This is a genomic window from Shewanella inventionis (genome assembly GCF_019931735.1).
Taxonomy (GTDB): Bacteria; Pseudomonadota; Gammaproteobacteria; order Enterobacterales; family Shewanellaceae; genus Shewanella; species Shewanella inventionis.
In genome coordinates this window covers 2,645,758-2,672,527 of the sequence record NZ_CP082926.1, presented here as the reverse complement: position 1 = coordinate 2,672,527, position 26,770 = coordinate 2,645,758, and the positions used below count along the sequence as shown (strand labels likewise).

At 42.7% G+C, this 26,770-nt stretch carries 19 protein-coding genes; 8 read left to right on the top strand and 11 right to left on the bottom strand.

What is annotated here, in order from left to right; genetic code table 11:
* Nucleotides 1-3 precede the first annotated feature (3 nt).
* Nucleotides 4-1,008, top strand: coding sequence for a DUF3108 domain-containing protein (locus K8B83_RS11885; RefSeq protein ID WP_223417266.1), 1,005 nt, complete (start codon nt 4-6; stop codon nt 1,006-1,008).
* Here K8B83_RS11885 and K8B83_RS11880 read toward each other — a convergent pair.
* Nucleotides 994-1,773 carry a class II glutamine amidotransferase gene (locus K8B83_RS11880; RefSeq protein WP_223417265.1) on the bottom strand — a complete coding sequence of 260 codons (780 nt, stop codon included), beginning with the start codon at nt 1,771-1,773 and terminating at the stop codon, nt 994-996. The two genes, K8B83_RS11885 and K8B83_RS11880, sit on opposite strands and share 15 nt — an antisense overlap.
* A gap of 259 nt (nt 1,774-2,032) precedes the next feature.
* Here K8B83_RS11880 and fadE point away from each other — a divergent pair, with 259 nt between their 5' ends.
* Together fadE and K8B83_RS11870 are read left to right on the top strand one after the other, a co-directional pair.
* Nucleotides 2,033-4,480, top strand: a complete 2,448-nt coding sequence (fadE, locus tag K8B83_RS11875) for an acyl-CoA dehydrogenase FadE (protein ID WP_188739735.1) — start codon at nt 2,033-2,035, stop codon at nt 4,478-4,480.
* Between the two features lie 89 nt (nt 4,481-4,569).
* Nucleotides 4,570-4,998 carry a PaaI family thioesterase gene (locus tag K8B83_RS11870; protein WP_188739736.1) on the top strand — a complete coding sequence of 143 codons (429 nt, stop codon included), beginning with the start codon at nt 4,570-4,572 and terminating at the stop codon, nt 4,996-4,998.
* A gap of 65 nt (nt 4,999-5,063) precedes the next feature.
* Here K8B83_RS11870 and K8B83_RS11865 read toward each other — a convergent pair whose 3' ends face one another.
* Both K8B83_RS11865 and K8B83_RS11860 read right to left on the bottom strand, forming a co-directional pair.
* Complete coding sequence (locus K8B83_RS11865; RefSeq protein WP_188739737.1) at nt 5,064-8,159, bottom strand: efflux RND transporter permease subunit; 3,096 nt, start codon at nt 8,157-8,159, stop codon at nt 5,064-5,066.
* On the bottom strand, nt 8,156-9,238 hold the full coding sequence (locus tag K8B83_RS11860) for an efflux RND transporter periplasmic adaptor subunit (protein ID WP_223417264.1): 1,083 nt from the start codon (nt 9,236-9,238) through the stop codon (nt 8,156-8,158). The genes K8B83_RS11865 and K8B83_RS11860 overlap by 4 nt, the downstream gene beginning before the upstream one ends.
* A 270-nt stretch (nt 9,239-9,508) precedes the next feature.
* Between K8B83_RS11860 and K8B83_RS11855 the strand changes: the two genes are divergently transcribed.
* Nucleotides 9,509-10,553 (top strand): IS630 family transposase gene (locus tag K8B83_RS11855; protein ID WP_223417263.1). Its coding sequence is split into 2 segments (ribosomal slippage): nt 9,509-9,975 and nt 9,974-10,553, totalling 1,047 coding nucleotides; the frame shifts between segments, so codons are not numbered across the junction.
* Between the two features lie 136 nt (nt 10,554-10,689).
* Here K8B83_RS11855 and bamC read toward each other — a convergent pair.
* Both bamC and dapA read right to left on the bottom strand, forming a co-directional pair.
* Nucleotides 10,690-11,790 carry an outer membrane protein assembly factor BamC gene (gene bamC / locus K8B83_RS11850; RefSeq protein ID WP_223417262.1) on the bottom strand — a complete coding sequence of 367 codons (1,101 nt, stop codon included), beginning with the start codon at nt 11,788-11,790 and terminating at the stop codon, nt 10,690-10,692.
* A gap of 7 nt (nt 11,791-11,797) precedes the next feature.
* Complete coding sequence (dapA, locus tag K8B83_RS11845) at nt 11,798-12,679, bottom strand: 4-hydroxy-tetrahydrodipicolinate synthase (protein WP_223417261.1); 882 nt, start codon at nt 12,677-12,679, stop codon at nt 11,798-11,800.
* 282 nt (nt 12,680-12,961) lie between these two features.
* On the opposite strand from dapA, the gene K8B83_RS11840 reads away from it, so the two are divergent.
* Together K8B83_RS11840 and bcp are read left to right on the top strand one after the other, a co-directional pair.
* Nucleotides 12,962-13,498, top strand: a complete 537-nt coding sequence (locus K8B83_RS11840) for a glycine cleavage system protein R (protein WP_188739741.1) — start codon at nt 12,962-12,964, stop codon at nt 13,496-13,498.
* An 85-nt stretch (nt 13,499-13,583) separates the two neighbouring features.
* Nucleotides 13,584-14,048 carry a thioredoxin-dependent thiol peroxidase gene (gene bcp, locus K8B83_RS11835; RefSeq protein WP_223417260.1) on the top strand — a complete coding sequence of 155 codons (465 nt, stop codon included), beginning with the start codon at nt 13,584-13,586 and terminating at the stop codon, nt 14,046-14,048.
* A gap of 106 nt (nt 14,049-14,154) precedes the next feature.
* On the opposite strand, the gene K8B83_RS11830 is transcribed toward bcp, so the two are convergent.
* The 6 genes from K8B83_RS11830 to K8B83_RS11805 all read right to left on the bottom strand — a co-directional run bounded on the left by K8B83_RS11830 (nt 14,155) and on the right by K8B83_RS11805 (nt 23,453).
* The gene (locus K8B83_RS11830; RefSeq protein WP_188740178.1) at nt 14,155-16,344 is read right to left on the bottom strand and encodes a cation:proton antiporter domain-containing protein; all 2,190 of its coding nucleotides are present in this window, start codon (nt 16,342-16,344) and stop codon (nt 14,155-14,157) included.
* Between the two features lie 406 nt (nt 16,345-16,750).
* Nucleotides 16,751-17,926 (bottom strand): 2-methylaconitate cis-trans isomerase PrpF, encoded by a 1,176-nt coding sequence (prpF, locus tag K8B83_RS11825; RefSeq protein ID WP_223417259.1) that lies wholly within the window; start codon nt 17,924-17,926, stop codon nt 16,751-16,753.
* A 60-nt stretch (nt 17,927-17,986) separates the two neighbouring features.
* A complete protein-coding gene (acnD, locus tag K8B83_RS11820) occupies nt 17,987-20,581 on the bottom strand; it encodes a Fe/S-dependent 2-methylisocitrate dehydratase AcnD (protein ID WP_223417258.1) in 2,595 nt (864 codons plus the stop codon).
* A gap of 80 nt (nt 20,582-20,661) precedes the next feature.
* Complete coding sequence (prpC, locus tag K8B83_RS11815) at nt 20,662-21,786, bottom strand: bifunctional 2-methylcitrate synthase/citrate synthase (protein WP_223417257.1); 1,125 nt, start codon at nt 21,784-21,786, stop codon at nt 20,662-20,664.
* Nucleotides 21,787-21,875: 89 nt separating this feature from the next.
* Nucleotides 21,876-22,754, bottom strand: a complete 879-nt coding sequence (gene prpB / locus K8B83_RS11810; RefSeq protein ID WP_188740174.1) for a methylisocitrate lyase — start codon at nt 22,752-22,754, stop codon at nt 21,876-21,878.
* Nucleotides 22,755-22,808: 54 nt separating this feature from the next.
* On the bottom strand, nt 22,809-23,453 hold the full coding sequence (locus tag K8B83_RS11805) for a GntR family transcriptional regulator (protein WP_188740173.1): 645 nt from the start codon (nt 23,451-23,453) through the stop codon (nt 22,809-22,811).
* 232 nt (nt 23,454-23,685) lie between these two features.
* Here K8B83_RS11805 and K8B83_RS11800 point away from each other — a divergent pair, with 232 nt between their 5' ends.
* Entirely contained in the window at nt 23,686-24,585 is a 900-nt protein-coding gene (locus K8B83_RS11800) for a LysR family transcriptional regulator (protein WP_223417255.1), read from the top strand.
* A 939-nt stretch (nt 24,586-25,524) separates the two neighbouring features.
* Nucleotides 25,525-26,013, top strand: a complete 489-nt coding sequence (locus tag K8B83_RS11795; protein ID WP_223417254.1) for a hypothetical protein — start codon at nt 25,525-25,527, stop codon at nt 26,011-26,013.
* The last annotated feature ends 757 nt before the right edge of the window (nt 26,014-26,770 follow it).

The following is a 26,770-nucleotide window of genomic DNA, read 5'->3' as shown; positions in this document are numbered from 1 at the left end:
ACATTGATCAATATATTTTTTCGCTCACTGACATTAATGTGCTTTATGAGCCCTGTGGCGTTTGTTCACGGTGCAGATAATGCTTTATCAACGGCTACGGATGGAGAATCAACTAAACAGTTGAACGCATCTGAAGTCAACGCAATTGCTGAAACAATAATACAACATCAGCCTCAAAGGCTGACAAACATTGACGAGCAAGCGGCAATTTTATCCCCTTTAATTGCTCATACAGCTAATTATACTGTCTTTTATGGCGACATCGAACTAGGCGTTGCACGTTATCGACTTCCTGCCACTAACAGCGGCTTTTATCGCTACGAATTTAACAGCGATGTGAGTTTATTGATGTTGTCTGACCAACGCAGTCTTAAAAGTGAGTTCACTTTAGAAAACGGTAAGTTGGTCCCTTTTCGATATGTTCACGAGCGAAGCGGTACCGGAAGTGACTACGCGGAACAAACCGCTTTTGCTAAAGCACAACAATTTATTCATACCATTTACAAAAAAGAAGCACTCAAGTTGCCCTATGAGGACAACATATTTGATCCTTTGGCCGTTCAATTGCAATTTAGAATGGATTTAGCGGCTAACATCAGGCCGTTAGACTATAAAATGGTAAAAGAAAAGGAAGTCGATGATTATCAATTTCGTGTCTTAGGCAAAGAAACGCTTGTACTAAAAAGTGGCACTTACGATACCGTAAAAGTCGAAGTGGTGCGTGAGGCAAAAAAGGCTAAAAAACGCCAAACCTATTTCTGGATGGCCACCAATCTTGCCTACCTGCCAGTACGATTAAGTCATTTTTCAAAAGGCAGTAAACAATTAGATATTCAGTTAGCTGACTACCATTTTGAAAAACCATTGCCACCGATGACACCAATTATGATCGATGGCCCTTTGTCGACAGACACAACCGCCTTAGATGATTTAGTCACTGATGCTGAAAACAATACTGACATCAGTGATTCCGAATTAGATGAAATTAAACGTTTAGCGACTGATTAATTCACCTTGACGAAATATTTTCCATTCACCAGGAGCCAATTTAATCCAGTTTTCATTATTGGTTAATGGTCTTGTGGCAATCACAGTGACCACGTCGTTTGGCGTGGTTTCTTTACTAAAATCAATCACCACATCAGTATCAATTAACGTAGCTTTACCAAACGGGGCACGGCGCGTGATATGACATAAATTGTTTGTGCAATACGCCATTAAATCAATCCCGTTGCTTAATAGCATATTAAATACTCCTAACTGACGAATTTCATCTGCCAGCTGGGCAATATAATCAAATACCGGCGCTACATCGTCAGGTTCATGCTCACCAAATTGGTTAACGACAGCATCTAAAATCCAGCAAAAAGCCAGTTCACTGTCGGTATCGCCCACAGGTTGAAAACGAGAAACGCCAGCAAATTTGTCAGCGTAACCAGTTAATTGGCCATTATGAGCATAGGTCCAATAACGGCCCCATAACTCGCGAGTAAATGGGTGAGTATTAACTAAAGACACACAACCTCGATTGGCCTGGCGTATGTGGCTTACAACGATTTCACTTTTGATGGGATAAGATTTAATCAGCTCCGCAATATGTGATTTACTGCTCGGGCAAGCATCTTTAAATGTACGATTACCTTTACCTTCGTAAAACGTAATTCCCCAACCATCAACATGCGGGCCAGTTACCCCACCACGCTCAGCTAATCCGGTAAAACTAAACACAATATCTGTGGGTACATTGGCACTCATCGCCAGTAATTCGCACATTAAACTTGCCTTTATAGTTGTTAAATTACGCTAAATTGAGCGATTTTAATAAGTCGAACGTATTGTATCTACTATGCTTATAGAGTGGAATATTTCAAACACACAAATATTTAAACAATTGTTTGAAAAACACTTGTATTCGAGGCTACATCAGGTTAACTTTTATGTGACACAGGTCTGACCACAATCTTTCCTGTGAATGAGATCAACAATAAATAAGCTATTTTTGCCTACACAAATAGCTTTAAGGAGAAGTACAGTGACCACCCTACTTTGGATCATCGCGATGATCTTTGTGCTCGGCGCAATGGCATACTTAAGAGTATCGCTATTATCGACAACAATTGCTGCGGCAGTTGTGCTCGTTGTTGGCAGCACAATGGACATTATTGGTGTTATTTCATGGATAGTATTCCTTGTTATTGCACTGCCATTAAACATCAAATCGTTTAGACAAAACTTTATCAGTCGTCCACTGCTAAAAGTTTATCGCGGTATTATGCCTGAGATGTCTTCAACTGAAAAAGAAGCCATTGAAGCGGGTACCACATGGTGGGAAGCTGATTTGTTTGCCGGTAACCCTAACTGGAGCAAACTTCATAATTACCCTAAAGCACGTTTAACTGCTGAAGAACAGGCTTTCTTAGATGGCCCTGTTGAAGAAGTGTGTAAAATGGTCAATCAACACCAAGTTTCGCATGAGCTTGGCGATTTACCACAAGATGTGTGGCAGTACTTAAAAGATAACGGCTTCTTTGCCATGATCATTAAGAAAAAGTATGGCGGTTTAGAGTACTCTGCTTATGCTCAATCTTGTGTATTACAAAAATTAGCTGGCGTTAGCAGCGAACTGGCTTCTACTGTGGGTGTACCTAACTCACTTGGTCCTGGTGAATTACTGCAACATTATGGTACTAAAGATCAACAAGACCATTATTTACCTCGCCTAGCAAAAGGATTAGAAGTCCCTTGTTTTGCACTAACCAGCCCAGAAGCAGGCAGTGATGCAGGTTCTATCCCTGACTTTGGTGTAGTGTGTAAAGGCGAATTCCAAGGCGAAGAAGTGCTTGGTATGAAACTAACGTGGAACAAGCGTTACATTACCTTAGCACCAGTAGCAACAGTATTAGGCCTTGCCTTTAAACTGCGCGACCCTGACCACCTATTAGGCGATAAAGAAGAATTAGGCATCACTTGCGCGTTAATTCCTACTGACATTCCAGGTGTAGAAACCGGCCGCCGTCACTTCCCGTTAAACTGTATGTTCCAAAATGGTCCAACACGCGGCAACGAAGTGTTTGTACCGTTAAGCTTCATTATTGGTGGCCCAGAAATGGCCGGCCAAGGTTGGAGAATGTTAGTTGAGTGTTTATCTGTAGGTCGTGGTATTACGCTACCTTCAAACTCAGCAGGTGGTGTTAAAACTGCAGCGGTTGCAACCGGTGCATACGCTCGCATTCGTCGTCAATTTAAATTACCTATCGGTAAGTTAGAAGGTATCGAAGAGCCAATGGCACGTATTGGTGGTAACGCTTACCTTATGGATGCAGTTGCTACATTAACGACCACTGCTATCGATTTAGGTGAAAAACCATCTGTTATTTCAGCCATTGTTAAATACCACTTAACAGACAGAATGCAAAAATGTGTCATCGACGCAATGGACATTCACGGTGGTAAAGGTGTGTGTCTTGGGCCTAATAACTATCTAGGTCGTGGTTATCAAGCGGCACCAATTGCCATTACGGTAGAAGGTGCAAACATTTTAACCCGCTCAATGATTATTTATGGTCAAGGCGCTATTCGTTGTCATCCATATGTATTAGCTGAGATGGAATCTGCTTTTGACACTGATGCTAACCGTGGCTTAGACAATTTTGACGCGGCTATCTTTGGACATATTGGTTTTGCTACTTCTAACTTTATTCGTAGCTTGTGGATGGGTGTGACCTCATCTTACTTCACCAACAGCCCATACTCAGATAAAACCAAACGTTACTATCAGCAAATGAACCGTTTCAGTGCTAACTTAGCATTGTTATCTGATTTAGCTATGGCAACCTTAGGTGGAAACTTAAAACGTAAAGAACGTATTTCTGCGCGTTTAGGTGACTTATTAAGTCAGTTGTATTTGACCTCTGCAACCCTAAAACGTTATGAAGATGACGGTCGTTTAACTGAAGATTTACCTTTAGTGCAATGGGCTGTAGAAGACTCATTGTACAAACTACAAGATTCATTAGATGACTTATTGAATAACTTCCCAATGGGGTTAGGTATTGCATTACGTGCTGTAATCTTCCCATTTGGTCGTCCAATTAAACGTCCTAGTGATGTATTAGATCACAAAGTGGCTAAAATCATGCAAACACCATGTGCAAGCCGTGATCGTTTAGGTAAAGGTCAGTTCTGGACTCCATCTGAGTTCAACGCTGTAGGTATCCAAGAACAAACGTTTAAGGATATTCTTGCCGCAGAACCTTTGTATGACAAAGTGTGTAAGGCTGCGGGTAAACGTCTACCATTTATGTGGTTAGATAAAGTTGCAGCAGAAGGTAAAGCGCTAGGTGTGTTAAGCGACAGCGAAATCGCTTTACTTGAACGTGCTGAAATTGGTCGTCTAAAATCAATTAACGTTGATGATTTTGATACTAATGAATTACGTGCTCAACTTGCCCCTAAAGCTAAGCAAGAAAAAGCAGCTTAACCATTAAGCTGATGTAAAAAAGGTAAAGCCTGTGCTTTACCTTTTTTTATCACTAAAAAAAATCAAAAACAAAAACATTAAGGACAATCATGAAACACCTTACAGGCCTAGAGCTTATGCAAGCCATGCTAAAGGGCGATATTCCGCCTCCCTCTATTAGCGAAACCATCCCAATGAAAGCCGTTGAAGTGAGTGACGGTAAAGTGACATTCGAAGCCATGGCCAATGAGCGTCACCTTAATCCTATGGGTGGTGTACATGGTGGATTTGCCGCAACAGTATTAGACACTGTAACCGCATGTGCTGTTCACTCAGCACTTGGCGCAGGTGTGAGTTATTCAACCATTGATTTAGCGATTAAAATGGTACGCCCTGTGCCGCAAAATAAAACGTTGATTGCTACCGGCAGCTTAATGAACCTGTCTAAGTCATTAGGCATTTCTGAAGGGAGATTAACAACAGAAGACGGAAAATTATTAGCCACTGCCACAGCCAGCTGTCTTATTTTGCGTCCGTAACGAACAACGTTTAGGTGGGATAACAAAAAGCCAGTCATTTACGTGACTGGCTTTTTGTATTTGAGTTAGTCTTGTTTTAACTCTATCTCTAATTGTCTTGCGACCGATTCTGGTGAGCTGCTGTTACGCGCAAATAAGCTATAAGCAACAGGAATGACAATTAAGGTGAAAAACGTTGCCAGTAAAATCCCCGACAACACCACCACACCTATCACAAAACGCGTTTCTGCGCCTGCGCCAGAGGCAATCACTAAAGGGATCGAACCTGCTGCAGTGGTAATACCTGTCATTAAAATAGGACGTAAACGTTGGGTTGATGCTTGTAAAATGGCCTGTTGAAACTCAACGCCACGATCTCGCAACTGGTTTGCAAACTCAACGATTAAAATCCCATTTTTTGCCGCCAAACCGACCAGCATAATAATGCCAATTTGACTGTAGATATTGATACTCTGCCCCGTTAACCATAATCCTACTAACGCACCTAGCGTTGCCAACGGCACAGTAAGCATAATGACCATGGGATGAATATAACTTTCAAACTGAGCGGCCAGTACTAAAAACACTATCCCCAGCGCCAATAAAAAGACAAAGTTCATTGAACTACCAGAGCTTTGATAATCCAAAGATGGCCCTTTGTAACTTATGACCACTTCGGCAGGCAAATAGGTGGCGGCAAGATTGTTTAAATAATCTAGCGCTTCACCTAGGCTATAATCGGGTGCCAAGTTAGCTTCAAGGGTAATAGAACGCATTCGATTGTAACGGTTAAGCGAACTAGCATCGGCAAACTCTTCAATGGACACCAAATTTGACAGTGGTATTAACGCTTGTGAACGATCTGAGCGTACATAAATGTTTTCCATATCGGTTGCGGTGCTTTGATTATCTCGATTACCCTCGACAATGACATCGTATTCTTCACCATCTCTCATAAAAGTTGTCACTAAACGTGAACCCAACATGGATTCGAGAGTACGTCCAATATGAGAAATTGACACACCAAGATCTGCCGCACGTTCACGGTCAATGATCACTCTTAATTGCGGTTTAGTTTCTTGGTAATCGTGATCTAAACCAATAATGTTATGATTTTCTTTTGCTTTTTCAAGCAAGGTGTCACGCCAATCAGCAAGCTCTTCATAGCTTGGACCACCAATCACAAACTGAACAGGTTTGCCAACACCCCGCCCAAATGCTTGTCGCATTATCGGAAATGCTCTAATACCCGCTAAATCATCTAAACGGCTGCGGATATCTGCAATAATTTCATTGGCACTTCTGCGTTCAGCCCAATCCTCAAGAACAATAATCGCCATACCATTTGAAAAATCAGCCGCATTACCAAACCCACGCGGAGCACGAATAAGTAAGCGTTTGATATCGCCGCTTTCAACCAATGGCATTAAGCGCCCTTCGACTTCGTCCATGTATTTTTCAATGTATTCAAAGCTGGCACCTTGAGGCCCGTTAACCATTAAAAACATGGCTCCACGGTCTTCTTGAGGTGCAAACTCTTGGGGCACTTTGTTAAGTAAATATCCACTTAGCGCAAAAGAAATGAGCACAACAAGTGAGACTAAAACAGGACGTTTTATCCCCGCATGAAGGGTGATTAAGTACCATTGAGACAATGAATTCATCATTTTATCAACCTGCTTAACTAACCATGGGTCTTGATCAGCAGGTTTAAGTAATTTAGAACACATCATTGGCGTTAACGTTAATGCTACGATACTTGAAAAAATCACCGCAGCGCTCATCGTCACAGCAAACTCTTTAAATAGCTTACCTAAATCGCCTTCTAGAAAGGTAATTGGCATAAATACCGCTACCAGCACTAACGTGGTTGCCACAACCGCAAAAGCGACTTCACGAGCACCTAAAAATGCCGCTTTTAGTGGTGAGTCACCCTCTTCGATACGTCGATGAATGTTTTCTAGCATCACAATGGCATCATCAACTACCATACCAATTGCCAAAATCATGGCCAGTAAGGTCAGTAAATTGATGGTATAGCCTAAGGCATATAGCACAATAAAAGTGGCTAACAAGGACACAGGAACGGTAATCGCGGGGATTAACATTGCCCTTACTGAACCTAAAAACAAGTAAATCACCACAATCACCAATATCATGGCAATAAATAAGGTTTGATACACTTCATCGATAGAGGCTTCAATAAACACAGAGCTGTCGTATGAGCGTTTAATCTCCATACCTGCTGGCAAGGTAGGGTTTAATTTATCAACGAGGGCATTGGCAGCACGTGCCACCTCCAATGTGTTGGCGGTAGACTGCTTACTGACCCCCAAACCAATCATTGACTCTTTATTGCCTCTGAAGATAATCCGCTCTTCTTCAGAGCCGATCTCAACTTTGGCTACATCAGACAGCTTGACTAAATAACCATCATCACCTTGAGTAATCACTAGGTTAGAAAAGTCTTCTGCGTTTTTAAAGACCCTATCTAGCCTGACTGTAAAATGGCGGTCTTTAGATTCAATAGAACCTGCCGGTAACTCAACGTTTTCAGAACGAAGCGCGTCTTCAACATCAGACACAGTCAAGTTGCGAGAGGCTAATGCCTGGCGGTCAATCCATATGCGCAGTGCATACACTTTACCGCCACCTAGCCGCAAAGTAGACACACCGTCTATCACCGAGAATCTGTCAACTAAATACCGATTGGCATAATCTGTTAGCTCTAACGTGTCCATTTGGTCTGAAACCAAATTTAACCACATTATCACTTCATCACTGCCGTTAGCTTTAAAAATAGAAGGTGAATCTGCTTCTTCTGGTAATTGTTCTAATAAACCCGATATGCGATCACGAACATCGTTTGTTGCCGCTTCAATATCGCGGTTAATATCAAATTCAATGGTCACACTTGAGCGGCCGTCACTACTCGATGAGCTAATGTGACGTATTCCCTCAATACCACTAATTTGATCTTCAACTAATTGTGTTATTCGGCTTTCTACAACAGAAGCACTGGCACCACGATAACTGGTTTCAACAGACACAATTGGTGGATCAATATTGGGGTATTCACGTAGCGGTAATTTCCCAAACGATACTAAGCCTAATACAATCAGTAAAATACTGACAACAGATGCGAAAACCGGTCTTTTAACCGATAAGTCTGTTAATATCATGCCGATTTCTCCATCTCTTCGACCTGAGCAAACTTAAAGTTTTCTGCCTGCTGTACTTTCACTTCATCACCTGGGCGAACTTTTAATATCCCCCTGATCATGACCTGCTGGCCTACTGATAATCCATCTGTAATTTCAGCCCATCCGCGTGAACGAATACCTAAAGTAACTTGTTGTTGCACCACTTTGTTATCTTGATCAACCAGATATACATAATGCTTATCTTGGATCGGTATTATGGCGGCTTCTGGTAATAAAAGCGCTTCGCGACTTTGTTTAATCAGTTTGACCTTCATCAGCATACCTGGCAGTAAGCTTAAATCAGCATTGGCCATTACCGCGCGCACAACAACTGCGCGAGTTTCGGGATTAACCCGGCTGTCAATTGACGTTACTACGCCCTTAAAAACCCTATCGGGATAGGCTACGGCATGTGCTTCAACTAATTTTCCTGGTATTAACTCCTGTATAAATCGCTCAGGTACAGAGAAATCTAATTTAATTTTACTAACATCATCGAGCGTGCTGATCTGTTCACCCGGGGTAACTAAGCTCCCCACACTGACTTGTCGCAAGCCAAGTCGCCCAGCAAATGGGGCTGAAATAACACGGTCATTTAATGCCGCTTTAGCTTGTTCCACTTCTGCGCGAGTCGTGTCTATTAGGCTTTGCAAGCGATCACGTTCTAATTCTGCAATGGTTTTACTGCTGATCAGTGAGCGAATACGTTCAAGCTCACGCAAGTTTTCGGCTAGCTTAACCTCCGCCACAGCCACTTTAGCTTTATGTTCATCATTACGTAAACGAACAAGTACAGCCCCTTTTTCAACGATATCACCATCATCAAAATTAATTTCACTGACGATTTCAGACACTTTAGAGGTCACAATAATGGACTCATAAGCTCGGCCTGTACCTAGTGCTTCAACTTCGTCACGAATAGGCATCACTTCAACTTTTGCCACTACCACGTTGGGTATCGCTCGTGGACGTTGAGATTGAGATTTTTCTGGCTCAAAAGAGAAGTAACCGAACAGCGCAATTGACACTATAGCGATCAGTAATAGTATTTTTTTCATTGTGTTTCCGTAACCATCCAGGGTAAATGAATCATTATTTAGCTGACTAATTAATTAAGTGATTGTACTCAGCAATTCGCCTGCTTCAAGGCGTTTTACTTTGCCCTATTGATTACGAATTTACTTATCCCAAGGTTCAAAACACACGGTTATGCACAAATACTATAAATAAATGGTACCAAATGCATAAATAGCGCATAAATATGGATTTATACCAATTATGATTGAAATGTGATCTAATAACAGCACAACATTCAACCCCGTTTATGCATGAAAACGTTAACCTACCAAGAAATACTCAATTACGCTAAACAAGAGAAAAAAGCTAATAAGAGGATCCGCTTATTAGCCGTTGCGATGTTTATGCAAATTAATAATCGCTCAGAAGTCGCCAGGCGCTTAAATGTCAGCCGTCGAAGTGTTAATGATTGGGTATCAAGCTTCTTGAACCAAGGTTTAGCTGGTCTAGATGACAAGCCTCGCATAGGTAAAAAGAGTCGATTGACCACTAAGCAGAAAGAGCAAGTGTACCTGTTTGTTAAGGATGCGGCACATTCCACCAAAGGTGGCCGCTTAACCGCACGGGATATTCAGGAATTTATCACCTCAAAATACGATGTCTCGTATAGCCATTCACATATTTATTGGTTATTGCATAAGCTGGGGTTTAGTTGGATAACCAGTCGTTCTAAGCATCCCAAGCAATCTGATGAGGCTCAAGAAACCTTTAAAAAAACTGCAAAATAAAGCGATCGATATACTCCCAGTCCATGTTCCTTTTGATCGCGTTGATATTTGGTTTCAAGACGAAGCACGATTTGGCCAACAAAATACAACAACCAGACTTTGGGCTCCAAAAGGCTCTCGACCAAGATCGGTGAGGCAACAACAATTTGAGTACGCTTATCTTTTTGGCGCAATTTGCCCCGCAACCGGTGCAACAGAAGCCCTAGTTACGCCTTTTGTTAATCAAGATGCAATGAGGCAGCACTTGAAGCAAATATCAGAAGCCACTGCAAATGACCGTTATGCGCTAGTGATCCTTGATGGTGCGGGTTGGCATACGCAAGACGTTGCCGCTGAGTTTGATAATCTCTGGATACTGAAATTGCCACCCTATTCTCCAGAGCTAAATCCCATTGAACAGGTTTGGCAATGGCTACGCCAGCATTGTCTCGCTAATCGTAGTTTTAAAGATTTTAATGATATTGTTGAGGAATGCTGTCGTGCATGGAATACATTCATTGAGTGCAAGGACAGGGTAAAAAGATTGTGTCACAGAGATTGGGCTAAACTGGGAAGTCTTCAATCGTAATTGGTATTAAAACGAATATTACCAAGTTGATTTGTTAAAAATAGCTTACACTTGACACAAATTGTGACAATTAGCCCAAAAAAAAAGACGTTCAAATTGAACGTCTTTTCAAATTAGATAATGTTACCGCTTATCTTTAACGTGATTTACGGTCTTCTTGCATCAAATCAGACAAAATTTGATTCACTTTATTAATCGATTCATTGTCTAATGGATTATCTTCCACATCACGCAATAAAATCTTGGTTTGATCTGCGTTATCGGTTTCTTCTAGCAGTAAACGGTAGTTGCCTTTTTTAAGCGATAACTTTTCTTCGCCCCATAACGAGCTCCAAAAACCACCACTCTCAACCAAGTTAATATAAAACAGACCTTTACTGGTATCCATATCAACAACATCAAAGCCCATTTCAGGTAGCACTATTCGTAAACGGTCCCAAACTGAACTGTATTTTGCCTCAGCTAACCAATAAGACTCATCAGAGCCATTTGCGCTAACTAAACCAACACTAATACCTAAGCTCTTTTCTAATTGTGCTGCGCGAATAGCTCTGTCACGCTCAACGCTCATATAAGCAATGGCATTGTTGAGCATGTCTGTGGTGTAACGACGTTTATCATCACCACTGAGAATAATTTGTTGATCTTCGCCGTTATAAAGCTCTTCGTGATCGAGCAATGTTATTTCAACACTGCCAGAACGTCCGTGAGGTTTAACGTCGATGTTATAACCATAACGCTGACGCAACACATACACTTTATCGGCACCCCACCAACTCGATTCGATCACTTCGGTGTGCTCAATCCAATCGGTTTCGATTAAGCCTGAAGCATAATCTTCAACAATCAACTTCATGTCATTTTTAGCTAAATAGCCTTTAATAACATCAAATATCTCTTGTTTTAAATCTGCATAATTATCAATCGAGTCGATAATAATGCGCATATTATTAGTGCTTTCTTCAATATAGGTACCCTCAGCCATAGGTAAAACCTGTAGCGGTGCACGAATATCAAGTTTTTTACCAATTAACGATTTATCAGATTTAGTGCCAACAGCAGGAATTTCATATTCTTTACTATACGTTGGGGTGTTTAGCCCTTCTGGTATCGTCAATAACGGCGTAGTTTCAGCATTAATGAAGTCGTCATTGCCATTGGCTTGACGACGATCAAGAGGAGTACTGCAAGCTGAAACAGCTGCAACAAGAAGTAACGGAGTGACTTTCTTTAACATGAATTTATTACACCTTTATCTGGGCTTGTTTCATTGTTTCTATTAACAGACCATGAAACTGCTCAGAAAGTTCAGTTAAAGGCAGACGAATATGTCCATTGCTGATTAATCCCATCTTATGCACAGCCCATTTCACTGGGATAGGATTGGCTTCACAAAACAAAGAACTGTATAAGCCCTTTAATGGCTCATCTATCGATAGCGCTAATTGGGCATCTTTTGCAAGTGCAGCATCACACATGGCTTTAAACGCGCGAGGCACCACATTGTTAGCAACCGAAATAACGCCATTACCACCAAGTAATAAAAACTCACGGGCGGAAGCATCATCGCCACTGTACAGTAAAAAATCTTCACCACACAATTCACGTAAACGTGCAACACGACTCACATCGCCCGTCGCTTCTTTAAGCCCAATAATGTTGCTTACGCCAACTAACTCAGCAACGGTTTCTGGCTTCATGTCTACTGCCGTTCTACCAGGAACGTTATATAAAATTTGTGGGATATCAGTACTGGCAGCCACGGCTTTATAGTGAGCGATTAACCCCTTAGGCGTAGGCTTATTATAGTAAGGCGTAACACCTAACATTGCTGCAACACCAGTATGTTGCAGTGATTGAGTCAGTTCGACAGCTTCAGCGGTCGCGTTGGCACCGTTACCACCTATAACAGGAATTCGACCTGAGGCAAATTTAACGGTTTGAGCCACAACAGCAGCATGCTCTTTCATTGGTAAGGTAGCCGACTCACCAGTCGTACCCACTGCAACGATGGCATCTGTGCCCTGTTCGATATGAAACTCGACAAGCCTTTCTAAACTTGCGTAATCTATTGTGCCATCACTATTCATTGGTGTGATTAAGGCTACGATGCTTCCGTTTATCATCTATCTTCCCCAAGGTTTCAGGATTCGCTATGTTACTGATGCCAACCACTAATGACAAGCACTACGGCAAGCATTAGTTGAAATAAGTCATTTAGGCATGTGTGATTGGCATAAGCTAGCATTTTTTCGCCTTGAGCAACTAAAAAATAATCACATTAATGTGACCGATATAGGATAGAATCTTGAGGTAATTTGCTGATAAATGTTAGCATTAGCACCCGCACAAAACGCAATGCAATGATAAGCGTTTTAGCTCAAAGATATCGACAGTGAGGAAAATCCATGGCCAACTACCTGGTCGTTACGGCAATGGGCGCAGATCGCCCTGGTTTAGTCAGTCGTTTAGCGCGTTTAGCAAGTGAATGTGATTGCGATATTGTCGACAGTCGTATGGCACTATTTGGTAATGAATTTACCTTAATCATGATGATATCTGGCTCATGGGCAGCCATTACCAAAATAGAAAGTTTATTACCCAGTCTCAGTGTCGAGCTAGAACTAATGACGGTAATGAAACGCACGTCAAAACACACACCTAAAAACTTTATTTCGCGTATTGAAGTGCTATTTAACGGTGAAGACCAACGCGGAACAATGAAAAGTATTACCCAGTTTCTAGCAGAGCGTGGGTTAGATTTGGCCGCAGTTCGCTCTCATGCAGACGATAATGACCACCTTAAAACGCAATCCATTTTATTAGCGATAAATATTCCTGATAAAGTCGATTTATTACAGCTTGAGCAAGGTATTCATGAATTGGCAGAGTCTTTGTCTCTTGAATGCACAATTAAGCGTATGCAGGGCATTGCGACCCCTTAAAAGCCAAAATATACATTGAGTATGAGTTTGAACCTATGTTGGCTATTTTTCGTATTACTCGCACATCTTTTGATAAGGACCCATCATGAATACACTTAACGTTGGTGATACAGCACCTAATTTTAGTTTACAAAATCAATCAGGCGAAACCGTATCGTTACAACAAGCGCTCACTCATGGGCCTGTTTTAGTTTATTTTTACCCAAAAGCTTCAACACCAGGTTGCACTGTGCAAGCCCAAGGCCTGCGAGATATTAAAGCACAGCTTGACGGGTTAAACGTTACCGTATTTGGGATCAGCCCAGATCCAGTGGCTAAATTAGCCAAATTTGCTGAAAAGCAAGCCCTTAATTTCAACCTATTAAGTGATGAAGACCACGCTGTGGCTGATGGGTTTGGCGTATGGGGAGAGAAGAAATTTATGGGAAAAATATATGATGGAATTCATCGTTTAAGTTTTGTTGTAGGTACAGATGGCAAAATTAGCCATGTATTAAACAAATTTAAAACCAAAGATCACCATGAAGTGGTACTGGCTACGTTAGCCTAATCTACCATTGAGCGTAATTAACTGACATTAACCACGCAATCACGTAGTTAAATAAAAAGGCCTAGCATTTATGCTAGGCCTTTTTTGTTGTTAACGTCTCACAGTGTTAAACCGTTTTAGGCTCAACCACGGTGTCAGGCTTGGCCTCATCGTCAGACGATACCTTGTCAGTATTATCAGCAACTTCTTCAATAGGGGTTGCGTCAACGGCAAGTGCTGCAGATGCTTTTTTCGCCTGTTCTTTTATCGCTTGCTCTTTAGCTAGTTCAGCGGCTTCTTTTTTCACTAATGCAGCCTCTTCTTCTGCAAGTAAGCGCGCTTTTTCTTGCTCTTCAAACTGTGCAAGTTCTTCTTCTTTGCGACGGGCTTTTTCAATTGCACGTTGCTCAGCTTCTTCAGCTTCGCGAATAGCTCGCGCTTCGGCTGCGGCTTTAGCTTCTTCTTCGGCTAATGCTTTCGCTTTACGCTCGGCTTCTTCATCTAACGCGCGCTGAATAACGGCCTGCTCTTGCGCCTCTTGCGGCAATAAACTAATAAGTTCAATACCAACAGGGTATTCAAATGGCGCTGCACCTGCCAACACTTTTACTTTACCGTCTTTGGTTAAGTACACTAGCGGCATTGCAGTTTCGCCATAACGCTTTTTAAAGTGTTCATAAGTGAAGTTTTCGGTAATGTTAGTTACTTTTAACACTGCACCTTTTGCCATTAAGCTGGCAATTTTGGCATAGGAAATATTTTCACCAAACAAACACAAACGCTTTAAATAAGACTCTGACAATTGATGACGAGCACTGCCGCTGTCTGCATTATTCAAGCCGTAAACTTTCTCTACACCCAGTAAATCCTGGAAATAGAAGGTCACTAATGGATTTAATTGACGATAAGGTGACATCACAAGTACGCGCCCTACTCCACTTAAGTCCATATAGGTTTCAGCATGTTCAGACGCTGGGTTACCAAAATAAACTGGAATATTTTCCATTCGCGCCTGGCGAATGCTGTCCCAGTTATTATCAGCTAACACCACTTTAATGTTTCGAGAAATTAAAATTGATGCCAACTCACGTGAAAACTTAGACGCACCAAAAATCAATAACCCTTGGTTTGATCCTTCTTTAACGCCAAGATATTTTGCCCAACGGCCAGCGGTTAAACTCTGAATAACAACCGTACCAATAATCACTAAAAACACTAAAGGCACAATTGAACTCGCGCCTTCAAGACCGACGGCTTCAAGCTTAATCGCAAATAAAGATGAAATGGCAGCGGCAACAATACCCCTTGGAGCAACCCAACTTAAAAACCACTTATCTTTAGAAGATAAATTGGTTCCAAGTCCCGAAATCCAAATGCTGAGCGGTCTAGCAACAAACATCACCACCAATAAAACTGCAATGCCACCAAACCCAAGATCGAGCATAGCACCAGAATCTAAACGGGCAGCAAGTAAAATGAACAATGCAGAGATCAGCAATACGGTTAAGGTTTCTTTAAATTCTAAAATGTCGGCAATATCTACACCGCGCATGTTAGCAAGTAAGATCCCCATAACAGTTACAGTCAATAATCCCGATTCATGCTGTAATAAGTTAGAACCAACAAACACCCCTAACATAATGGTTAATACCGCAGTATTACGTAAATAATGCGGGAAAACGTTATTACGGATGGCAATACCAACAAAATAGCCCACTGCTGCGCCTAAACCAAAACCAATTGCTAACGTTAACCCTAATGCATGAAGTACATGAGTGGTTGGATCGTTAGACACGGCAATGTATTCAAACACTAAAACCGCCATTAAGGCGCCAATTGGGTCAATGACAATACCTTCCCAGCGCAGAATACTGGCTAGATTAGATTTTGGTTGCACTGAACGTAACATAGGCACAATTACGGTTGGGCCGGTTACCACGACTAACGCGCCAAATAATGCGGCGATACTCCACTCAAAGCCCATTAAAAAGTGCGCTGCGGGCACAATGACCAACCAAGTCACTAATGCACCAACACTGACTAAGTTGGTAACCATACGGCCATGGTCTTTAATTTCTTTAAAGTTAAGGGTTAGCGCACCTTCAAAAAGAATAACCGCAACCCCTAACGAAATAATCGGGAATAATAAATCGCCAAAAATAGCATCAGGATCGAGTATTCCAAGACCTGGGCCTAACAATAAACCACACAATAAAAGCGGTAAAATGGCTGGTAAACGTAATTTCCAGCCCACCCATTGACACAAAAGCGACAGAACACCGATTAACGCCAGCATACCTGTAATGTGTTCAACCATATTTGATTTCCTTCTTTTAATACATTGCACCTAAATTCTATGCAATGTGCTTCACGATAATACGTGAACTGTAATATATGTCTGGCTTATTATTTTGTAACCTAAACCAGCAAAGGTTGTTATAACATTATCGGTTAACTGCTGTGTTATTCCTTTTAGTTACCCTAGAAATTTTGATAAATAATGTCTGTAAATTCTGCATATAACATACTAATTTTACTATTGAATCAAGCGTTTTTTGATGTTTATCACATTTTTAATCGATTGCAAAATAAAGCTATAAAATTTTGATTAATAAGATTATTTTTTAACTTAATGCCTGAAAATATTTTTTTCTGTTTGTATAAATAAAATAAAAAAACCTCGGTATTACCAAGGTTTTGTTTTTGGGGGAAATCAGGAATGTTTAACGTTTGCTTGGAACTCTTACCTTGCCTTCCATTAACACCCTAGCACTGCGGCTCATAATGGCTTTTTTCACCTGCCATTGGCCATCAATTAATTGCGCTTCAGCACCAACACGAAGCGTTCCAGAAGGATGACCAAAGCGCACGGCACTGCGCTCTCCACCGCCAGCGGCTAAATTCACTAAGGTGCCAGGAATGGCGGCGGCAGTACCAATAGCCACTGCTGCCGTACCCATCATGGCATGATGGAGCTTGCCCATAGACAATGCTCGTACCACGAGGTCAATATCAGCCATGGCCACTGCTTTACCACTTGATGATACATATTCTTTTGCCGGTGCGACAAACGCCACTTTAGGCGTATGTTGACGCGCTCCGGCTTCATCAATGTGTTTTATTAAACCCATTTTAACCGCGCCATAAGCACGGATGGTTTCAAACATGGCTAACGCTTTGTCATCATTATTAATGTCATCTTGTAGTTCAGTGCCCACATAATTGATATCTGCTGCATTAACAAAAATGGTGGGAATACCTGCATTAATCAAGGTGGCGTTAAAGCTACCCACGCCTGGTACCTCGAGCACATCAACGACATTCCCCGTTGGGAACATCGCGCCTTCGCCGTCAGCGGGATCTAAAAACTCAACTTGCACTTCTGCGGCCGGAAAGGTCACGCCATCGAGTTCAAAATCGCCAGTTTCTTGCACTTCACCGTCGGTGATCGGCACATGGGCGATAATGGTTTTTTGAATATTGGCTTGCCAAATTCGCACCACGGCAGTGCCATTTTGTGGCACACGGTTTGGGTCAATCAGGCCATTACTTATCGCAAATGAGCCAACTGCGGCTGTTAAGTTGCCGCAATTGCCACTCCAATCAATAAAAGGCTTATCGATGGCAACTTGTCCAAACAGATAATCCACATCGTGATCGGCTTGAGTGCTTTTTGATAAAATCACCGTTTTACTGGTGCTTGACGTTGCTCCGCCCATGCCATCGGTGTGTTTGCCATAGGGATCTGGGCTGCCAATGACTCGCAACAACAAGGCATCACGCTCAGGACCAGCAATCTGAGCGGCTTGAGGCAGATCAGTTAGGTTAAAAAATACCCCTTTACTGGTGCCGCCACGCATATAAGTGGCGGGAATTCTAATTTGTGGTAAATGAGCCATAACAACATCCTACAAAAAATAAGAAATCGGCAGCCTGGCTGCCGATATAGCGATTAAGAACTAGCTAGCCGCTTCGTTGGCTAAAAAGTCTTGAGCAAAACGTTGTAATACCCCACCGGCCTCATAGATAGAACACTCTTCAGCTGTATCTAAGCGGCACTTAACCGGAATTGTCACTTGCTCTTCATCAAGACGCGTCATTACAACAGACAACATGGCTCCTGGTTTTGGAGTACCAACGACATCAAAGGTTTCTGTGCCGTTAATCTCATAGGTATGACGGTTTTCACCTTTAATAAACTCAAGTGGTAATACGCCCATTCCGACTAAATTGGTACGGTGAATTCGCTCAAAACCTTCTGCGACTATCACTTCAACACCAGCAAGACGTACGCCTTTTGCTGCCCAATCACGTGATGAACCTTGACCATAATCAGCTCCAGCAATAATGATCAGTGGTTGCTTACGCTCCATGTAGGTTTCAATGGCTTCCCACATGCGGATCACTTGTCCTTCTGGCTCAATACGGGCTAACGAACCCTGGCGCACGTTGCCGTCTTCTTGGACCATTTCGTTATACAATTTAGGGTTAGCAAACGTGGCACGCTGCGCGGTTAAGTGATCGCCACGGTGTGTTGCATACGAGTTAAAATCTTCTTCCGGTAAGCCCATTTTAGCTAAATAAGCACCAGCAGCGCTGTCTAGCATAATCGCGTTCGAAGGCGATAAATGATCTGTAGTAATGTTGTCGCCTAATACCGCTAACGGACGCATTCCCTTCATGGTGCGCTCACCGGCTAATGCGCCTTCCCAATAAGGTGGGCGACGAATATAGGTACTTTGTGGCCGCCAGTCATATTGCGGATTAACGTGGCTGCCATATTCAACTTTTATGTCGAACATAGGCTCATACACTTTGCGGAACTGCTCTGGTTTAACGCTGGTTTTAATCACTGCATCGATTTCTTCATCGGTCGGCCAAATGTCTTTTAAGGTGACAGGGTTGCCATCTTTATCGATACCTAGGATATCTTTTTCAATATCAAAACGAATGGTACCGGCAATGGCATAGGCAATGACCAATGGCGGTGAGGCTAAAAACGCTTGCTTGGCATATGGATGAATACGACCATCAAAGTTACGGTTACCCGACAACACTGCGGTGGCGTATAAATCACGGTCTATCACTTCTTGCTGAATAACAGGATCTAACGCGCCGCTCATGCCATTACAGGTAGTACAGGCAAACGCCACAATGCCAAAGCCTAAGTTTTCAAGCTCGGGTAATAAGCCTGCTTCTTCTAAATACAATTGCACCGCTTTTGAGCCAGGGGCCAGTGACGACTTCACCCAGGGTTTACGCAATAAACCACGGGCATTGGCATTACGGGCTAATAAGCCAGCAGCAATCATGTTGCGTGGGTTACTGGTATTAGTACAGCTAGTAATAGCAGCAATAATCACCGCGCCGTCTGGCATTTTACCTGGCTCGTTTTCAACCACGCCACTAATACCACGAGCTGCAAGCTCAGAGGTTGGCACCCGGTTGTGCGGATTTGATGGCCCAGCAATGTTACGCCCAACGGTAGATAGGTCGAAATGCAACACGCGCTCATATTCCACTTCAGTTAAGGTATCAGCCCATAAACCCGCTTGCTTAGCGTAAGTTTCAACTAGCTTAACCTGCTCATCATCACGGCCAGTGAGTGTTAAATAATCAATAGTTTGTTTATCGATATAAAACATCGCGGCAGTTGCGCCGTATTCTGGGGTCATGTTGGTAATAGTTGCACGGTCACCCAAGGTTAAATGGGTTGTACCTTCGCCAAAAAACTCTAAATACGACGACACCACTTTTTGAGCGCGCAGGTACTCTGTTAACGCAAGTACGATGTCGGTCGCGGTAATACCTGGTTGTGGTTTGCCGGTAATTTCAACGCCTACAATGTCTGGCAAACGCATATACGATGCGCGGCCTAACATCACGCTTTCAGCTTCTAACCCGCCCACACCAATGGCGATAACACCTAACGCATCAACATGCGGAGTATGGCTGTCGGTGCCGACTAAAGTGTCTGGAAATGCCACGCCATTGAGGGCATGAACCACTGGTGACATTTTCTCTAGGTTGATTTGATGCATAATGCCGTTACCCGGTTGGATAACATCAACGTTTTTGAACGCCGTTTTTGTCCAGTTAATAAAATGAAAACGGTCTTCATTGCGGCGGTCTTCAATGGCGCGATTTTTTTCAAACGCGTCTTTTTCAAAACCAGCATGTTCAACTGCAAGTGAGTGATCAACAATCAATTGTGTCGGCACGACTGGATTTACTTTTGACGGGTCGCCGCCTTTTTCAGCAATGGCGTCTCGTAGGCCGGCTAAGTCAACCAATGCGGTTTGGCCTAAAATGTCGTGACACACTACACGCGCTGGAAACCACGGAAAATCTAAATCGCGTTTGCGTTCAATTAACTGCTTTAGCGAGTCAACGAGCATATCAGGTGAACAACGGCGTACTAAGTTCTCGGCAAACACACGTGAGCAGTACGGCAATTTGGCATAAGCACCTGGCTCAATGGCGTTAACCGCTTCTTGAGTATCAAAATAATCGAGCTTGGTGCCGGGTAAAGATTTACGGTATTGAGTATTCATAACAACATCCACGGTTAATACAAATTGGGTGATCGACTATCAAAATCGAAAAAGCCGAGCCAATATGCTCGGCCAGTGGATTAACGTTGGCTAATTGGCACAACTTTACGAGGCTCGCTACCCACATAATCAGCACTTGGGCGAATAATGCGGTTATTTGAGCGCTGCTCCATTACGTGTGCAGCCCAACCGGTTAAGCGTGAACAAACAAAGATTGGGGTGAACAGTTTGGTTGGAATGCCCATAAAGTGATAAGCCGAGGCATGGAAAAAGTCTGCGTTACAGAACAGCTTTTTGGTGTCCCACATAAACTCTTCACACGCGACAGAGATGTCGTATAACGAAGTATCGCCATGTTCATGGGCTAGTTTTTCAGACCAGGCTTTAATGATCACATTACGTGGATCAGACACGCTATAAATCGCATGTCCAAAGCCCATGATTTTTTCTTTACGCTCAAGCATTGCGGCCATTTGTACTTTGGCATCGGCTGGTGAACTGAACTTTTGGATCATGTCCATGGCGGCTTCGTTAGCACCGCCGTGTAATGGGCCACGCAATGAACCAATCGCGCCAGTCACACACGAATACATATCAGACAAGGTTGATGCACACACGCGCGCAGTAAAGGTTGAGGCGTTAAATTCATGCTCTGCATACAAAATCAACGACACGTCCATCACTTTACGATGTTGATCAGAAGGCGTTTCGCCGCGCAGTAATTTAAGGAAATGGCCACCTAATGAGTCTTCGTCTGTGGTGCAATCAATTTCTACGCCATCATGGCTGTAGCGATACCAGTAACACATAATGGCCGGGAATGCGGCAAGTAAACGATTAGCGGCTTTGTTTTGCTGAGTAAAATCCACTTCTGGCTCAAGATTACCTAAAAATGAGCAACCCGTGCGCATCACATCCATTGGGTGAGCATCAGCGGGGATCAGTTTAAGTACCGCTTTTAATGCATCGGGTAAATCACGCTGCGCGGTAAGCTCTGCTTTATATGCGCTAAGCTGGGCAGATGTCGGTAATTCGCCATTAAATAATAAGTAAGCAACTTCTTCAAAGGTGGCGTTATCTGCCAAGTCTGACACATCGTAGCCACAATAGGTTAAGCCAGAACCTGATTTACCTACGGTACATAATTTTGTTTCGCCAGCACTTTGACCACGTAATCCAGCGCCCGATAATTTCTTGTCTACCATGATTTATCTTCCTTCTTATTGCTTGCTGTGTGCCCCCATCAAGGACACACATGTGTAGGGTTTGAGTCTTGTTGTTTATATTTATACGCTTATTTGTTTTTGCCTTGAGCAAATAAACTGTCTAACTTTTGCTCATAGTCGTGATAACCCAGGTAATCATAAAGCTCCATGCGCGTTTGCATTTTGTCGACTACCGCTTTTTGGTCACCGTCGGTTAATATGGCGCTGTAAACCATTTCAGCCGCTTTATTCATGGCTCTAAATGCGCTTAATGGGTACAACACCATGGCTGCGCCCCACTCGCCTAACTGCTGTTTATTCCATAATTCGGTTTGGCCAAACTCTGTGATGTTAGCCAAAATAGGCACATCTAACGCTTGTGAAAATGCACGGTAATGTTCTTCGGTTTTAATCGCTTCAGCAAAAATACCGTCGGCACCGGCGGCTACGTACGCTTTAGCACGTTCAATCGCAGCGTCTAAGCCTTCTTGAGCAAATGCATCGGTACGCGCCATAATAAAAAAGTCTGGATCGGTACGTGCATCAACCGCCGCTTTAATGCGGTCGACCATTTCTTCAACGGGCACAATCTCTTTATTTGGGCGATGACCACAACGCTTTTGCGCCACTTGATCTTCCATGTGCACCGCGGCTGCACCGGCTTTTTCCATATCGCGCACGGTTTTTGCAATGTTAAACGCCCCGCCCCAACCGGTATCAATATCGACCAATAAAGGTAAGTCACAGGCAGAGGTAATACGTTGTACATCTACTAGCACATCATTAAGTGATGTCATGCCAAGGTCTGGTAAACCGTATGACGCATTAGCCACACCGCCACCTGATAAATAAATAGCTTGATGACCAATTTGTTTAGCCATCATTGCTGAGTAGGCATTAATGGTGCCCACAATTTGCAATGGTTTGTTATTGGCTAAGGCTTGACGAAATTTTTTCCCTGCGCTCATGCTATTCCCCTTTATATAATGTCGTGAGTGACGCTTTACGTCAGCTATATGCGATTATGATAATTTGCGTTCTATACTGTTTTTAGAATATAAAATGTGGCGACGCATTAGCATTTCAGCCAGTTCCGCGTCACGATTTAAAATGGCCTGAACAATGTGCTTGTGTTCATCATAAGCGGTGGTCACACGCGGCCCCGCCATGCCAAGTTGTACGCGATACATGCGCACTAAATGGTAAATACCATCAAATAACATTGAAATTAGGTGCTTGTTTTTACTACCTAAAATAATTCGATAATGAAAGTCCACATCACCGGCTTCTTGATAATATGACTCACCGCCTTTGACCTCATTAAAATGAGATTGCAGTAAAGCACTTAAGTCGGCAATTTCATCATCTGTCATATTGGTTGCCGCTAACCGTGCGGCCATGCCTTCAAGCGATTCGCGCACTTGATACAATTCAATTAACCCTTGCGGCGACAACGCCACTACCCGAGCACCCACATTGGCTTTACGCTCTACAATATGGCAAGACTCCAAGCGATTAATCGCTTCTCGGATCACCGCGCGACTGACCGCATACTTTGTCGACAATTCAGTCTCGCTTAACTTTGAACCGGCTTCAATACGACCTTCGACGATATCGTCACGAAGTGCAATAAAGGTCTTGTCAGCTGCGGTTATTGGTTGGTTCATCATAATACCTTGAACATAGAAATAGAATAATTAACACCAAGTTGTCGACAATATAGCAAGTTTTTAACATAAAACAACCATAAAAGGCTACTTATTGTCGACAAAGTGCATTTAATGATGAGATAAACGCTTAACCGGTGTTTGGCTTGCATCTCTAATAAGCAATGCATGCTAAAATGACGACCAATATCGTGCCTCACAGATCAACCTAGCTACACGACAAGGAATGCGCATGACCCAGCCATCAGGCCCACAATTAGAGCTGATTCATTTATTCATTCATGTGGTTAATGCCGGTGGTTTTTCGCCTGCCGCAACTGCATTACAATTACCCGTCGCGACGGTGAGCCGAAAGATCAGCAAATTAGAACGTAATCTGAATACTCAGCTGATCATGCGCAGCACACGCAAATTACGCTTAACAGAAGAAGGCGGCGCGCTGTTTGACCGTTACCATCAACTCGTTGCGCAATTTGACCAGTTATCTGCAACCCATATTAATGAGCAACAGTCGACTTTACGGATCTGTACTCCCATCTCGATTACGTCGATGATCCTGATTGATGCGATAAATGATTTTTCTAAGTTACATCCACATATACAGCTGCATGTGACGCAAAATAACAGCACGATTGATTTGATTGATGAAGGTGTTGATATTGCCATTGTCGGTGGTGCTCAACCCGACTCGTCGTGGGTATCGACATCACTAGGTGTGCTGGATTATGGGTTATACGCCTCTGCCACATTTGCCGAAAAGTTGACCGAGTTACGTCATCCACAGCAATTAATTCAGTTCCCTTTGATTAAAGTATGGCCACTGTTTAATTGGAGCCTTAAACATAAAAACGGTCAAGAATTTTACTATGACGGCCCAGCAAAACTGACCTTAGGCGATATTCATGCCGCCGTTAAAGCCACGGTGGCAGATGGTGGGATTATGTATGGTCCTGCATTGTTTGTTAAGCCGCAACTTGAGCAAGGCGAATTGGTTAGAGTATTACCAGACTGGGCTGGAGAGCATCGCAGGATCAGTATTTTATATCATCAGCGCCGACAACAACCCTTAAAAGTAAAACTGTTTATTGAATTTATTCAAAAGCGCTGTGCCAGTATTTTTGATCTATTTTAACGCCCTGGCATAAAAGAGATGTGTCAAAAAATGCGTTAGATCTTTGAATAACAAACAAGGCTAACTCGAAGATACCCATACAGCGAATGTCATAGCCCATGGATGGGTTTACCGCGTGTCATAGAAGTGATTTCATTAGTATCGTTGCCTCCCTCCCTAGTTTTGTTTAGTTAGATAGTCTCAACCACTCTTGATCTGGTGTGGCAGCAGCCCATAAAAAGTACAAACACCTGGATCCCGGCTCAAAAGCATTGCCGGGACGACGTGTGAGTTAGGTCGATATTAGAGTTAGGAAGACGAAAAACTAGCTAACAAGCTTTGTCTCTAAATACCTTAGATCGTTCAATGACAGATAATGTTGAATCTAAGATACCCATACGGCGGATGTAATCGCGGCTATGACCTTCGAAAACATGGATGTTTTCGCAGAGCGCCTAGGGATGGGTTTACCGCGTGTCATAGAAGTGATTTCATTGAGTATCGTTACCTCACTCCCTAGTTTTGTTTAGTTAGATAGTCTCAACCACTTTTGATCTAGTGTGGCAGCAGACCATAAAAAGTACAAACACCTGGATCCCGGCTCAAAAGCATTGCCGGGACGACGTGTGAGTTGGGTCGATGAGAAAGTAGTTACCAAGCTTTTGTACCATTTCGTGTCTGTAAGGTGTACCAGGCACAAGGCAATAATCGATCAATAAAAAAGATTAAACATCATCAATCCCACCATAAAAGGTGTAATCAGAACAGATAATTAGACGAAAGTTTGTACAAAATACCACTACCGTAAAAAAGTAAATTCCTATAGCATCTTATGTTTAGTAAAAGTTACCGATTAATTTGGATGTGGCATGGGCCAAGTACAACAAGCGATTTATGCCTTGCAAACAGCGAAATGCATAAATACTAAAACTTCATGTTCTCGGAGGTTAAGTTTAGATAATGTGGATACGAAAGAATTGGAAATGGTTATTATCAATCATAATCGTAGTTGGCGTTTTAGTAATAGCCTCAGCTTTATATTACTTTTCGTTTAGTGGAGAGCTTTCCCAAAAATCAGATGACTGGGGAGCGTTTGGTAGTTATCTCAGTGGAACTGCTGGTGTTATTATCGCATTGTTTGCAGTTATCTGGCTAATATACTCAGTTAGTATTCAAAAAGACGAATTAGAGCAATTAAAAGGCGAACTTAAAAAATCAGGTGTTGAACAAGTCATTCAAACAAAAATTAGTGCATTAACTGCTCTTATAAACTCTTACGGTACGGCCGCCTCAGTTAGCCAGCAGAAACTGAATGCTTGTAATGATGGGAATAATCATTTTTTGCCCAATGAAACCGCTGAAACGATCAAAATTCAAATGCAGGAAGAGCTTAGTAATATGAAGAAGCACACTAAAGAGCTTGAAGTATTGCTGAGAAATCGAGCATAAATTTAGTGGAATCAGAGTAAACGTTTATAAAAACAGTTCAACACTTGTCCCTTAAGCTAATTTAGCTCCTTAAATGCGTTAGATCTTCCAATTACAAATAAGGTTGAATCGAAGATACCCATACGGCGGATGTAATCGCGGCTATGACCTTCGAAAACATGGATGTTTTCGCAGAGCGCCTAGGGATGGGTTTACCGCGTGTCATAGAAGTGATTTCATTGAGTATCGTTGCCTCACACCCTAGTTTTGTTTGAGTTAGATAGTCTCAACCACTCTTGATCTGGTGTGGCAGCAGGCCATAAGTACAAAAGTAGAAGTAAACACCTGGATCCCGGCTCAAAAGCATTGCCGGGACGACGTGTGAGTTAGGTCGATATTAGAGTTAGGACGACGAGAAAGTAGCTAATAGGCTTCCATCCAAAAATGTGTTAGATCGTTCAATTACAAAGAGGTTAAATCGAAGATAACCATACGGCGGATGTAATCGCGGCTATGACCTTCGAAAACATGGATGTTTTCGCAGAGCGCCCAGGGATGGGTTTACCGCGTGTCATAGAAGTGATTTCATTGAGTATCGCCACCTCACACCCTAGTTTTATTTAGTTAGATAGTCTCAACCACTCTTGATCTGGTGTGGCAGCAGGCCATAAGTACAAAAGTAGAAGCAAACACATGGACCCCGGCTCAAAAGCATTGCCGGGACGACGAGTCAGTTAGGACGACGTGTGAGTTTGGTCGATGTGTGAGTCTGGTAGAC

Excerpts from the sequence above, each read along its gene's own strand:
- prpB (WP_188740174.1), bottom strand. The coding sequence starts at position 22,754 with ATGAGCGCAGGGAAAAAATTTCGTCAAGCCTTAGCCAATAACAAACCA.
- prpF (WP_223417259.1), bottom strand. The coding sequence starts at position 17,926 with ATGGCTCATTTACCACAAATTAGAATTCCCGCCACTTATATGCGTGGC.
- K8B83_RS11795 (WP_223417254.1), top strand. The coding sequence starts at position 25,525 with ATGTGGATACGAAAGAATTGGAAATGGTTATTATCAATCATAATCGTA.
- K8B83_RS11805 (WP_188740173.1), bottom strand. The coding sequence starts at position 23,453 with ATGAACCAACCAATAACCGCAGCTGACAAGACCTTTATTGCACTTCGT.
- K8B83_RS11880 (WP_223417265.1), bottom strand. The coding sequence starts at position 1,773 with ATGTGCGAATTACTGGCGATGAGTGCCAATGTACCCACAGATATTGTG.
- K8B83_RS11865 (WP_188739737.1), bottom strand. The coding sequence starts at position 8,159 with ATGATATTAACAGACTTATCGGTTAAAAGACCGGTTTTCGCATCTGTT.
- bamC (WP_223417262.1), bottom strand. The coding sequence starts at position 11,790 with ATGTTAAAGAAAGTCACTCCGTTACTTCTTGTTGCAGCTGTTTCAGCT.
- K8B83_RS11870 (WP_188739736.1), top strand. The coding sequence starts at position 4,570 with ATGAAACACCTTACAGGCCTAGAGCTTATGCAAGCCATGCTAAAGGGC.
- bcp (WP_223417260.1), top strand. The coding sequence starts at position 13,584 with ATGAATACACTTAACGTTGGTGATACAGCACCTAATTTTAGTTTACAA.
- K8B83_RS11800 (WP_223417255.1), top strand. The coding sequence starts at position 23,686 with ATGACCCAGCCATCAGGCCCACAATTAGAGCTGATTCATTTATTCATT.
- K8B83_RS11860 (WP_223417264.1), bottom strand. The coding sequence starts at position 9,238 with ATGAAAAAAATACTATTACTGATCGCTATAGTGTCAATTGCGCTGTTC.
- K8B83_RS11840 (WP_188739741.1), top strand. The coding sequence starts at position 12,962 with ATGGCCAACTACCTGGTCGTTACGGCAATGGGCGCAGATCGCCCTGGT.
- acnD (WP_223417258.1), bottom strand. The coding sequence starts at position 20,581 with ATGAATACTCAATACCGTAAATCTTTACCCGGCACCAAGCTCGATTAT.
- dapA (WP_223417261.1), bottom strand. The coding sequence starts at position 12,679 with ATGATAAACGGAAGCATCGTAGCCTTAATCACACCAATGAATAGTGAT.
- K8B83_RS11830 (WP_188740178.1), bottom strand. The coding sequence starts at position 16,344 with ATGGTTGAACACATTACAGGTATGCTGGCGTTAATCGGTGTTCTGTCG.
- prpC (WP_223417257.1), bottom strand. The coding sequence starts at position 21,786 with ATGGTAGACAAGAAATTATCGGGCGCTGGATTACGTGGTCAAAGTGCT.